Genomic DNA, 12644 nt, shown 5'->3' with positions numbered 1-12644 from the left:
CTGATGAAAACGCATCATCCGACACGCCGCGGCGCGCTGCTCCTGGGCTCCGCCGCATTTGCCGCCGCGGGCCTGCCGCGCCTCGCCCCTGCCGCGTCCGTCAAGCCGGCGCAATTGATCGACAGCCCCTTCCTCGCGCAACAGGTCGCCGCCGGCACGCTGCCGGCGATCGAGCAGCGCGTGCCGCTGGTCCCCCGCGTCGTCGACGTCTCCGGCGAGGATCGCCAGCCCGGCCGCCATGGCGGAACCATGCGGATGCTGATGGGCGACCAGCGCGACATCCGCATGATGACGCTCTACGGCTATACCCGGCTGGTCGGCTACGATCAGGATCTCGAGATCGCACCGGACGTGCTGGAGAGCTTCGAAGTCCAGGAAGGCCGCATCTTCACGCTGCGGCTGCGCCCCGGTCATCGCTGGTCGAACGGTGCGCCCTTCACAGCGGAAGACTTCCGCTACTGGTGGGTGCATGTCGCCAACAACCGGCGGCTTTCGCCGGGTGGGCCGCCCCAGGCCCTGCTGGCCGATGGCGAGCCGCCGGTCTTCGAGGTGCTGAGCCCGACCGAGATCCGCTATAGCTGGACCAAGCCGAACCCGATCTTCCTGCCTTCGCTCGCTGGCGCGCAACCGACCTATATCTGCATGCCGTCGGGCTATCTGAAGCAGTTCCATATCGACCATGCCGATCCCGTGACGCTGCATACCCGCGTCAAGCAGGCCCGCGTCCGCGACTGGGGTGCACTGCATGAGCGGCTCTCGCGCATGTACCGGCCCGAGAATCCCGACCTGCCGACCCTCGATCCCTGGCGCAACATCACGCCGCTGCCGGCCGAGCAGTTCAGCTTCCACCGCAACCCCTATTTCCACCGCATCGACCAGAACGGCCGGCAACTGCCTTATGTCGACGAGACGACGCTGACGGTCGGCACCAGTTCGCTCGTACCGGCCAAGACCGCCGCCGGCGAAGCCGACCTGCAGGCGCGCTATCTCCGCTTCGACAACTACACCTTCCTGAAGGACGCCTCGAAGCGCATGAACTTCGATGTCCGGCTGTGGAAGCGGGCCGAGGGATCCTATTTCGCGCTCATGCCCAACATGAACGCGATCGACCCGGTCTGGCGCGATCTCAACCGCGACCTGCGCTATCGCCGTGCGCTGTCGGCGGCGATCAATCGGGCCGACATCAACAAGGTCATCTTCTTCGGCCTCGCGCAGGAGAGCGGCAACACGGCCCTGCCGGAAAGCCCGCTCTACAATGCGCAATACGCCCAGATGTGGATGCAGTTCGACCCCGCGCTGGCCAACAAGCTTCTCGACGAGGCGGGGTTGTCGAAGCGCGCGAGCGACGGCGTGCGCCTGCTGCGGGATGGGCGCCGGCTCGAATTCACCATCGAGACAGCGGGCGAGAGCACCGAGGAGACCGACATCCTCGACCTGATCAAACAGGACCTCTACGAGGTCGGGATCAAGATCTATCCGCGCTCGACCCAGCGCGACGTCTTCCGCCGCCGCATTATTGCCGGCCAGACTATCATGTCCGCTTGGGCTGGCATGGATAACGGGCTGGTCTCGGCCGACATGGAGCCCGACGCGCTGGCACCGACCTCGACGGCGCAGTTCAACTGGCCGCGCTGGGGTCAGTACCTCGAAAGTGGCGGCCGCGAGGGCGAGGAGCCCGACACGGCCGAGGCCCGCGAGCTGGTCGTGCTCTACAATGAGTGGCGCGCCAGCGTGACCCATGGCCAGCGCCGGGAGATCTGGCAGCGCATGCTGCAGATCAACGCCGAGCAGCTCTTCGCGATCGGCGTGATCAACGGCACGCTGCAGCCGGTCGTGGTGTCGCGCAACCTGCGCAACGTCCCGCAGAAGGGCCTCTACAGCTTCGAGCCGGGCGCCTTCTTCGGCCGCTACATGCCAGACACCTTCTGGTTCGACACACAGAAGACCGCCAGCCTTGACAGGGCGAAGAGCTGAACCGTGCTGCTGAAATACATTCTCAAGCGCATCCTGGTGATGATCCCGACGCTGCTGATCACCAGCATGCTGATCTTCACCGTGATCAACCTGCCCGAGGGCGACTATTTCGAAACCCTCGCCGCCGAGATGCAGGCGCAGGGCGAGAAGGCCGATCTCTCGCGCATCGAGTTCCTGAAGAAGGAGTACGGCTTCGACCGGCCCGTGACCGAACGCTATTTCTGGTGGGTCGCCGGCCTGCTCCAGGGCGATATGGGCTATTCCTTCGAGTATCAGCGCCCGGTGCGGGAGATCGTCGGCGACCGGCTGCTGCTGACCATGGTCGTCTCCTTCTTCACGATCATCTTCACCTGGGTCGTCGCCTTCCCGATCGGCATCTATTCGGCGACGCATCAGTATAGCTGGGGCGACTACGGTCTGACCTTCATCGGCCTGATCGGCCTCGCCGTGCCGCATTTCCTGCTGGCGCTGGTGTTCATGTATTTCGCCAATGTCTGGTTCGGCACCTCGATCGGCGGCCTTGTCGATCCGCAATACCTTAACCAGCCTTGGAGCTGGGCCAAGGTCCGCTCCGTTCTGGAGCATCTCTGGATCCCGGTCATCATCATCGGCGCCGGTGGCACCGCGGGCATGATCCGCGCCGTCCGCGCCAACCTGCTCGACGAGCTCCAGAAGCAGTACTACGTCACCGCCCGCGCCAAGGGCCTGCCGCCGGGCAAGGCGCTGCGGAAATACCCGCTGCGCATGTCGCTGAACTTCTTCGTCTCGGACATCGGCGACATCCTGCCCTCGATCGTCTCAGGCGCCGAGATCGTCGCGATCGTGTTGTCCTTGCAGACGACCGGCCCGCTGCTGATCCGCGCCTTGCAGAGCCAGGACATGTATCTCGCCGGCTCCTTCCTGATGTTCCTCTCCTTCCTGACCGTGATCGGCGTGCTGATCTCGGATATCGCGCTCGCGATCCTGGATCCGCGCATTCGCCTGCAGGGAGCGGCGACCAAGTGAGCCAGGCTTCGACACCAACCGTTTCGACCTCGGCCCTGCCGCCTGACGGCGCACCGCTGCCGCACACGGCCTCGACCGCGCCATTCGAGCCGATGGCCGCCGAGGTGATGACGCCGGAGCAGGAGCGCGTCTATCTCGCCTCGCAATGGCAGCTGATGTGGTGGAAGTTCCGCCGCCACAAGCTCGCGGTGATCTCGGGCGTGGTCATCCTGGTGATCTACGCCATGGCCGCCTTCGCCGAATTCCTGGCGCCTTATCATTACACGACCCGCAACACCGACTTCATCCGCGCGCCCCAGCAGCAGGTGCACCTCTTCCATGAAGGCCGCTTCATCGGCCCCTTCGTCTACCCTTATGTCCAGCACCTCAACATGGAGAACCTGAAGCGCGAGTACACGGTCGACAGCACGCGGCCACAGCCGCTGCGCTTCTTCTGCCGCGGCGACGACGAGTACGTGTTCTGGGCGATGATCCCGGGCAGCTGGCGTCTCGTCTGCCCGCCGAAGGACGGAACGCTCTTCCTGCTCGGTTCGGACCGGCTCGGCCGCGACATGCTCTCGCGCATCCTCTACGGCGGGCGCATCTCGCTTTCGATCGGCCTTCTCGGCGTCGCCGTCTCCTTCGTGCTCGGCGTCGTCATCGGCGGCATCGCCGGCTATTACGGTGGCAAGGTCGATCTCTTCGTCCAGCGCCTGATCGAGATCGTGCAATCGCTGCCGCATATTCCGCTCTGGCTGGCCTTGGCCTCGATCATGCCGCCCTCCTGGAGTCCGCTGCTGGTCTATTTCGGCATCACCGTCATCCTCGGGCTGATGGATTGGACCGGGCTGGCCCGCGCCGTGCGCTCGAAGCTCCTGTCGCTGCGCGAGGAAGACTATGTCGTCGCGGCGCAGCTGATGGGGGCCAAGCCCGCCCGCATCATCGGCCTGCATCTCATTCCCGGCTTCATGAGCCACCTGATCGCCTCGGCGACGATCACCATTCCCAAGACCATCCTCGGCGAGACCGCGCTGAGCTTCCTGGGCCTCGGCCTCAGGCCGCCGATCACCAGCTGGGGCGTGATGCTGAACGAGGCGCAGAACATCAATGTGGTGGCGCTCTATCCCTGGTTGCTCTATCCGGTCGTGCCGGTGATCCTGATCATCCTCGCCTTCAACTTCCTCGGCGACGGCCTGCGCGATGCGGCCGATCCCTATCGCTGAGGGCGCGGCAGCCTCTTCCGAGCCCGACCCCGGTGCGCATCGCATTCCACACGCCCCTCAACAGCTATGACGACGGCCGCATCTCCGGCGACCGCCGCATGGCGCGCCAGCTCGTTGCCGCGCTGGAGGGGCTCGGACACGTCGTCGAACCCGTGCTGGCCGCTCGTGATTTCATGCCGAGCGCCGACGCCGAGCGCCTCGTCCATCATCGGGAGATGGCCGCGACGCACGCCGAGGCGATGCGCGCGCGCTGGCGGGATGGCGCCCCGCCCCCCGAGCTCTGGTTCACCTATCACAACTACTACAGGGCGCCCGACCTGCTCGGCCCGGAGATCGTCGACCATCTCGGCATTCCCTATGTCGTCGCCGAAGCCAGCGACGCCGAGCGCCGCGCCAGCGGCGATTGGGCCGAGCACACCCGGATCGTGCGTGCCGGCCTCGCAGCCACCGACCTGCACCTCTATTTCACCGATCGCGACCGTCAGGGCCTCGAACCCTGGCGCTCCCGCTGCACTGCGCTGCTCGAACTGCCGCCCTTCATCGCCTTCGACCGCGAGCCGCCCCGTCATGCCGGCGATGCGCCGGTGCCGCGCCTCGTCACCGTCGCGATGATGCGCGAAGGCACCAAGCAGAACAGCTACCTGACGCTGGCGCGGATTCTCGGTCGCGTCGCCGAGCGGCCTTGGACCCTCAGCATCATCGGCGATGGCCGGCAGCGGACCGAGATCGAGCAGGCCTTCTCCGGCCTGCCTGAAGGCCGGATCAGCTGGCTCGGCGCCATCCCGCATGATCGCGTCGTCGCGGAAATGGCCGCCCATGACGTCTTCATCTGGCCGGGCGTCCGCGAGGCCTATGGGCTGGTCTATCTCGAGGCGCAGGCGGTCGGCCTGCCGATCGTCGCCTTCGACAGCGGCGGCGTCTCGGCGACGGTCCGCAATGGCGAGACCGCGCTGCTCGCACGGGAGGGAGACGAGGCCGGGCTCGCAGCCGCGCTGCTGCGGCTGCTCGACGATGGCGCGATGCGCAAGGCCATGGGCCAGGCCGCACGCCGCTTTGCCCTGACCGAGCGCAACCCGGCGCAGGCGGCGTGTATCCTGGAACGGGGGCTTGCGCTGGCCGTCGCCAATCGCGCCGCACGCCCTCATGCCGCGACAACAGGGCCGAAGGCATGAAGCCGGCCACGGATGATGCACTCTGGCAGCCCCTGCTTGCCGAATTTGACCGCTGGACCGAGGCCGGCAGGCGGATTCGGCTCTGGCTACGCGATGATGATGCCATCGCACCCAGCCCCGCGCTCGACCGGTTGGCGGGGCTCGGCGAGCGCTTCGCCCTGCCCGTCCTGCTCGCTGTCATCCCGATGCTGGCGGAACCCGCTCTGGCAGGCGCCTTGCGGAGGATGCCGTCCCTGGAACCCTGCCAGCACGGCAGCTGGCACCGCAACCACGCTCCCCAGGGCGCGAAGAAGGCCGAGTTCGGCGTCCTGCGCGCCGCCACTGACATCGTCGCCGAACTCAGTCTGGCGCGACGTCGCCTCGAAGCCCTGTTCGGCGAAGCCCTTCTTCCCGTCTTCGTGCCGCCCTGGAATCGAATCGCCCCCGAGCATGCGGCGCTCCTCCCGAAGCTCGGTTTCGCGGGCCTGTCCTGCTTTCGCGGCTACGCCCTCGGTCCGGCCGGCGGCCCGCAGCTGGGCAATACCGATCTCGACATCATGGACTGGGGCAGCAGGACCGGGCGCCGGCCGGAGGAGCTGATCGCCGAGGCCTGCCGGTTGCTCGCGGCGAAGCGGGTCGCCTCGTCCCCTGAGGCAGACGCCTTCGGGATCCTCATGCATCATCGTGACCATGACGACGCGGCATGGGGTTTTCTCGACGGCTTTCTTGCCCACGCGACGCGGCACACGGCGGTCGCCCCGACAGCCCCGCGATCGCTGTTCCAGATCGGTTGAGACGCGAGGTCGGGGCCGCAAATCGGCCTCGCCCGGTTTTCCGCCCGGCCTGCCTCGGCTATTATCGCCGGAACCGACCCCGCACGGAAAACGTTGAGCGCCTATGAAAAAGCTGATCGCCGCCACCGCCGTCGCTGCAATGCTCGCGGCCTGCACCTCCAGCCGCCTGTCGCGTGTCGAACAAGTGCCCGTCGCCTCCCCGGCCAAGCGGATCACGGTTGTCGGCAACGAAGTGACCCTGCCCGACGGTTCGCGTTCGACGATGGATCCGGCCGGCGGGTTCCTGCTGCCCAATGGCGACCGCGTCGCGCGAGATGCGCGGGGCGCCCTGCTGCTGCCCAATGGCAGCCGCTGTCTGCCGGATGCCGGCGGCTACACCTGCCCCTGAGCGACACCCGCCCCTGATTAGAATCATTCGCGGCCGATGGCGGGAGCGGGCTTGGATCGGACCAAGCCCCGCGCTATAAGAATGGCGTGTAATCTCAGGTGCGTTCGTCCTCGCCAAGAGGTCGTCTGACCTATCTGCGGGGGGCGACGCGGAATGACGTTCAATGTCGTCGATCTCGCAGGCGCCGAGCGCGCGCCGCGCAGCCCGCATGCGCCGCGGGTCCTGATCTACAGCCACGACACCTTCGGCCTCGGCCATATCCGCCGCTGCCGCGCGATCGCGAATTCGTTGGTCGCCAGCTACCCTCATATATCAGTGATCATCGTCTCGGGCTCGTCGGTGATCTCGAGCTTCCAGTTCGGCGACGGCGTCGACTATGTCCGCATCCCCGGCGTCGAGAAGCAGAGCGACGGCCGCTACGGCCCGCATCATCTCAATCTCGACCTGAACGACACGATCCGTCTGCGCACGGACATCATCAAGCAGGTCGTGCTCTCCTTCGATCCCGACGTCGTGATCGTCGACAAGGAGCCGGTCGGCCTGCGCGGAGAACTCGCGCCGGCACTCGACATCCTGCGCCGCCGGGGCGCGCGCATCGTGCTCGGCCTGCGCGACGTGCTCGACGAACCGGCCAAGCTCTACGAGGAATGGCGCCACAGCGGCGCGCTCGAGGCGCTCGACCAGATCTATGACGACATCTTCGTCTACGGTCTCGAGGGCATCTACCAGCCGCTCGGCGGCCTGCCCAACCAGCATCTCTTCGCCCACAAGGTCCGCTACACCGGCTATCTCAAGCGGGCGGTGCCGAGCCCGATGCCGCCCAACCGCTTTCCGCGCATCACCAAGGGCCCGTTCATTCTGGTGACGCCGGGAGGCGGCGGGGATGGTGCCGGTGTGATCGATTGGGTGATTTCGGCCTATGAGGCCGACCCGACGATCGCTTTGCCCTCGCTGATCGTGTTCGGACCCTTCATGTCGCGCGAGCGCCGCAAGGAATTCACCGAGCGCATCGCACGCATCCCCAAGCTGGAAAGCCTGGGCTTCGAGCCGCGCCTCGAACTGCTGATGAACCGGGCCCACTGCGTCGTGGCGATGGGCGGATACAACACTTTCTGCGAGGTGCTGTCCTTCGACAAGCCGGCGCTGATCGTACCGCGGGTCAAGCCGCGGCTCGAACAGACGATCCGCGCCCAGCGGGCCGAGGAACTGGCACTCATCACCATGCTGCACGACCCCTCGCAGACCGGCGACGCCGAACGCGATCCGATGGTGATGGCTGCTGCCCTGCACGCCCTGCCCCAGCGCACGCCACCCTCCCAGGCCTTCGTGCCGGACCTCCTCGATGGCCTGCCGACGATCAGCCGTGCTCTGGCCGACAATCTCTCCATGCCGATCCGCCGCCGTCTCCTGGCACAGAATGCGGCCGTGACCAGCTAGACCGCCCGTCTCTGCCGATCGCCCTCGCCCCTGCTTCGGGCGATGGACAAGCAAGAATAAACTTCGCAATATATCAGCGATCGGGAGAGGGAAGGCGTCGTCGGAGCGCCATTCCGGAGGAGACGCCTGCCATGGCCACGCTGCTGTTCAAGAACTTTGCCCTGCTCGAGCCCGAACATGGCGAGGTCCGTGCCGGCTACGAATTGCTGGTCGAAGGCGACACCATCCGCGAGCTTTCCGACAAGCCGATCAAGTCCGCGAGCGCCGAGACGATCGATTGCGGCGGCCGCACGCTGATGCCCGGCCTGATCGACAGCCATGTCCACGTCTTCCTCTCCGAGGTCGTGATCCGCTCCATGGAGAGCATGCCGCTCACCCTGATGACGGCGCGCGCCATCGGTCTGATGAAGGGCATGATCGACCGTGGATTCACCTCGGTGCGCGACACCGGCGGCGCCGACTGGGGCATCAAGGAAGCGGTAGAGGGCGGCCATGTCGCGGCGCCGCGCCTATTCATCGCCGGCCAGGCGATCGGCCCGACCGGCGGCCACAGCGACCCGCGCCGCCGCACCGATTTCGGCGCCCGCTGCCACTGCTGCAACGCCATGGCCTACACGATGAACGTCTCCGACGGCGTCTCCTCGGTCCGCAAGTCGGTGCGCGAGCAGATGCGGCTTGGCGCGGACCACATCAAGATCATGATGTCGGGCGGCGTCGCCTCCCCCTACGATCCGCTCGACTCGCTGCAGTTCAGCCTCGACGAGGTGCGCACGGCCGTCGAGGAAGCCGCCGCCTTCGGCCGCTATGTCTGCGCCCACGCCTATACGCCCGAGGCCATCACCCGTGCCGCCAATTGCGGCGTGCGCGCGATCGAGCACGGCAACCTGATCGACGAGGCTTCGGCCAAGCTGATGGCCGAGAAGGGCATGTTCCTGACGGCCAACCTCGTCGCCTACTACGCGATGAAGGAGCGTGCAGCGGAGTTCGGCATGAACGGCGACATGCTCGCCAAGAACGACCTCGTCATCGACGGCGGCCTGCGCTCGCTCGAGATCTGCAAGCGCGCCGGCGTCCCCGTGGCCTATGGCTCGGACCTGCTCGGCCAGCTCCAGGCCGATCAGTCTCGCGAGTTCCTGCTGCGCCGCGAGGTGCTCTCGCCGATCGAGATCATTCGTTCGGCCACCACCGTCGGTGCCCAGCTCCTGCGCATGGAAGGCAAGCTTGGCACGCTCCGTGCTGGGGCGTTCGCCGACATGATCCTCGTCAACGGCAATCCGCTGGAAGATCTTGGGCTCTTCCAGGACCAGGGCCGCCATTTGGCGATGATCATGAAGGGCGGCGTGTTTCACAAGAACGTGCTGAACTGAGCGTCGCATCCCTGCCTTTCGGGCGCATAGGGAAGGGCGATGCGAGGTATAGAGAAGAAACGGATTGACTGTCCGAAGGTGCATCCGCAGCCTTCGGGCGCGATCCGGCGGAAGTTCGGACGTCGGGATTTGAGTCAGGCCAGGGTGGGGATTGTATCGTTGAGCAGCGTCAGGGAAACGCAGGCCGCAAGCCGTTCGCCGCTGGACCGCGGAGGCGAGGCGTGAGCGCCTCCACGCGCCCCAGCCTCGGCCGCATCGCCCTCAACGGCGCTGCCGGCATCGCGCTGCTCTACATCCTTTTGCCGCTGATCTTCGTCACCTGGCTCGCCTTCTTCCGGCAGGAAATCCCGTCCTTCCCGCCGGAAGGCTATTCGGTGAAATGGTTCGCCGCCGCCGCGAACAACCAGCCCTTCATCAACGGCTTCCTGCTCAGCCTCCAGGTCGGCGTGGCGGCGACGCTGATCGGCCTGCTCGTCGGCGTCCCGGCGAGCCTGGCGCTGGTGCGCCACCGCATTGTGCTGGGCCCCGTCTTCAACACGCTGCTGCTGCTGCCGCTGGTGATGCCGGGCATCGTGCTCGGCACCGCCATGTATGTCTTCCAGATCGAGACGGAGATCGCCACGGGGCTCCCGGTGATGGGCTCCATCGGCGGGCTGATCGCCGCGCATGCGCTCGTCGTCATTCCCTGGGTGGTGCGTCTGGTGACGGCGAGCCTCGTCGGCTTCGATCGGACGATCGAGGAAGCCGCGCAGAATCTCGGCGCGGGCCCGTTCACCACCTTCCGGCGGGTGACGCTGCCGAGCATCAGGCCGGGCCTCGTCGCGGCCAGCCTCTTCGGCTTCGTCACCTCCTTCGGCAATCTGGAGATGAGCCTGTTCCTGGTCGGGCCGGGCCGCACCACCCTGCCGATCGCCATCCTGCAATATCTCGAATGGAAGATCGATCCGACCGTGGCAGCCGCATCCCTGATCCAGATCGTCCTGATCGCCGTGGCGATGATCGTCACCGACCGTTACGTCAAGCTCAGCCGGGTGGTCTGATACGATGGCAAGACTCTCGATCGAGCACCTCCGCAAGACCTATGGCGACCTGACCGTCGTCGACGATGTCGCGATCGACATTGCCGATGGCGAGTTCCTCGTCCTGCTCGGCCCCTCCGGCTGCGGCAAGACCACGACTTTGCGCATGGTCGCGGGCTTCATCGCGCCCAGCGCCGGCAACATCACCATCGGCGACCGCAGCGTCACGACGCTGCCACCCTGGAAGCGCAACTGCGGGCTGGTCTTCCAGAGCTATGCCCTGTTCCCGCACATGACGGTCGCTGAAAACGTCGCCTTCGGCCTCGAGATGCGCAAGGTTTCACCGGCCGACCGCGCGCCGCGCGTCGCCGAAGCCTTGCGCCTCGTGCAGCTTGCCGGCTTCGATGAACGCTATCCGCGCCAGCTCTCCGGCGGCCAGCAGCAGCGCGTCGCGCTCGCCCGCGCCCTCGCCATGGAGCCGGACGTGCTGCTGCTCGACGAGCCGCTCTCCAATCTCGACGCCAAGCTGCGCCAGGAGGTCCGCGTCGAGATCCGCGACCTGCAGCGCAAGCTCGGCCTGACCACGATCATGGTCACCCACGACCAGGAAGAGGCCCTGACCATGGCCGACCGGCTGGTGGTGATGGAGAAGGGCAAGGTTCGCCAGATTGGCAGCCAGCGCGAGCTCTACGAGAAGCCGGCCGACCGCTTCGTCGCCGGCTTCATCGGCCGCAGCGCCTTCCTCGACGGCGAGATCACCGCGCCCGGCCGCTTCCGCACTAAGGGCGGCGTCGAGATCGCCTGCGCCGCCGCGACCGGCAACGGTGCCGCGACCCTGGCCCTGCGGCCCGAGCGGATCGCCGTCGCCGGCGATGCCCAGGGCTTGCGTAACCATTTCCAGGCTCGCGTTGAGCACGCCTCCTATCTCGGCGCCCTGCTCGACATCGATGTCAGCCTCTCCGGTCATGACCGGATGCTGCTGCAGATCCCGAACAAGGCCGGCGTCGCCGAGCCGAAGCCGGGAGAGACCATCACCATAGGCTGGGCCGAAGACGCCGGGCTCGTCTATCCGCGCGAAGCCTGAACCCAGGCTTCGACGGGCGTCCAAAAGGGGAATGTCATCATGACCAAGTTCGACAGACGCGATCTTCTGAAGGGCGCCGGCGCGGCCGCGCTCGCCTCCACGCTGGGTGCGCCGGCCTTCGCCCAGGCGGCCGGCAAGGTCGTGGTCGGCACCTGGGGCGGCGACTATGCCCGCCTGCTGACCAAGAACATCGAGGATCCGATCCTCAAGCCCAAGGGCATGGAAGTGGTGCAGGATCAGGCCGGCGACGCGCCGCGCCGGGCCAAGATGGTCGCCGAGCGCCGCCTGCCGCGCGGAACGGTCGACATCCAGGGCCTCTCCGCCGCCAACATGTACGAGATGAACGAGGCCGGCGTCATCGAGCAGCTCGACTACTCGAAGATTCCGAACGCCAAGAACCTGCTTCCGACCATGAAGTACCCCTATGGCATCGGGCACATCTATTCGGGCAACGTGGTGATCTACAATCCCAAGATCATCAGCCCGGCTCCGACCGGCTTCAAGGACTGGCTCGATCCCAAGCACGGCAACAAGATCGGCTTCATCGACATCCAGTACCAATCGATCATGATCGCCGCCTCCATGGCCGCCACCGGCGGCAAGGACATGAACGACATGGAGAAGGCCAAGGAAGTGCTGATGGCCGTGAAGAAGGCCGGCGCCCGCGTCTACCCGACCAACGAAGCCTTCGCCGCCGCGATGAAGAACGAGGAAATCGGCATCAGCGCGATCTGGAAGGCCCGCGTCGTCCAGTGGCAGAACGCCGGCATCCCCTGTGAGGCGGTCTCGCCTGTCGAGGGCATCCCGGCCTATGTCTCGGGCTTCGTCATCCAGAAGAACGCGCCGAACAAGGACAACGCCTACGCCTATATGAACGCGATGCTGGAAAAGGCGCCGCAGGAGGCCTTCGCGGTCGATATGGGCTATAACGGCACCGTCACCGGCCTGAACGTTGCGCCCGATCTCCAGAAGCGCATCGGCTTCACGCCCGAGGAAGAGAAGAAGCTCCGCGACCTCGACTACGGCTTCCTCGCCAAGAACGACAACGCCATGAAGGAATGGTGGGACAAGGTCTTCAAGGCGTGACATGGCCCGTCCGTTTGACCATCGTGGCCGCATGACCCGGCTTTCTGCGCTTCCGGTGCTCTCGGACATCGGTCCGCTGCGCTCCGGTTCTCGAAAGCCGGGCCCTTCGGTTCGCGCTGGTGAACGGTCGAACCATG

General features: G+C 66.3%; 11 protein-coding genes. All 11 read left to right on the top strand.

The window, feature by feature from the left end:
• Positions 1-3: 3 nt before the first annotated feature.
• The 11 genes from VGN82_RS09410 (at position 4) to VGN82_RS09360 (ending at position 12507) form a co-directional block, all read left to right on the top strand.
• Complete coding sequence (locus VGN82_RS09410) at positions 4-1974, top strand: ABC transporter substrate-binding protein (RefSeq protein ID WP_327526741.1); 1971 nt, start codon at positions 4-6, stop codon at positions 1972-1974.
• 6 nt (positions 1975-1980) lie between these two features.
• Entirely contained in the window at positions 1981-2979 is a 999-nt protein-coding gene (locus VGN82_RS09405) for an ABC transporter permease (protein ID WP_327526964.1), read from the top strand.
• On the top strand, positions 2976-4181 hold the full coding sequence (locus tag VGN82_RS09400) for an ABC transporter permease (protein WP_327526740.1): 1206 nt from the start codon (positions 2976-2978) through the stop codon (positions 4179-4181). Before VGN82_RS09405 ends, VGN82_RS09400 begins: the two co-directional genes overlap by 4 nt.
• A gap of 32 nt (positions 4182-4213) precedes the next feature.
• Entirely contained in the window at positions 4214-5353 is a 1140-nt protein-coding gene (locus VGN82_RS09395; protein WP_327526739.1) for a glycosyltransferase family 4 protein, read from the top strand.
• Positions 5354-5484: 131 nt separating this feature from the next.
• Positions 5485-6126 carry a polysaccharide deacetylase family protein gene (locus VGN82_RS09390; RefSeq protein WP_327526738.1) on the top strand — a complete coding sequence of 214 codons (642 nt, stop codon included), beginning with the start codon at positions 5485-5487 and terminating at the stop codon, positions 6124-6126.
• A 103-nt stretch (positions 6127-6229) separates the two neighbouring features.
• Positions 6230-6514, top strand: coding sequence for a hypothetical protein (locus VGN82_RS09385; protein WP_327526737.1), 285 nt, complete (start codon positions 6230-6232; stop codon positions 6512-6514).
• A gap of 153 nt (positions 6515-6667) precedes the next feature.
• Positions 6668-7951 carry a glycosyltransferase family protein gene (locus tag VGN82_RS09380; RefSeq protein ID WP_327526736.1) on the top strand — a complete coding sequence of 428 codons (1284 nt, stop codon included), beginning with the start codon at positions 6668-6670 and terminating at the stop codon, positions 7949-7951.
• Between the two features lie 131 nt (positions 7952-8082).
• Entirely contained in the window at positions 8083-9318 is a 1236-nt protein-coding gene (locus VGN82_RS09375; protein WP_327526735.1) for a metal-dependent hydrolase family protein, read from the top strand.
• A gap of 221 nt (positions 9319-9539) precedes the next feature.
• Entirely contained in the window at positions 9540-10358 is an 819-nt protein-coding gene (locus tag VGN82_RS09370; protein WP_327526734.1) for an ABC transporter permease, read from the top strand.
• Positions 10359-10362: 4 nt separating this feature from the next.
• Positions 10363-11421 carry an ABC transporter ATP-binding protein gene (locus VGN82_RS09365; protein ID WP_327526733.1) on the top strand — a complete coding sequence of 353 codons (1059 nt, stop codon included), beginning with the start codon at positions 10363-10365 and terminating at the stop codon, positions 11419-11421.
• 39 nt (positions 11422-11460) lie between these two features.
• Positions 11461-12507, top strand: coding sequence for an ABC transporter substrate-binding protein (locus VGN82_RS09360; RefSeq protein WP_327526732.1), 1047 nt, complete (start codon positions 11461-11463; stop codon positions 12505-12507).
• Positions 12508-12644: the final 137 nt, after the last annotated feature.

Origin of the sequence: Allobosea sp. (assembly GCF_035999205.1) — a bacterium.
Lineage (GTDB): Bacteria > Pseudomonadota > Alphaproteobacteria > Rhizobiales > Beijerinckiaceae > Allobosea.
This window is presented reverse-complemented; position numbering and strand designations above follow the sequence as displayed.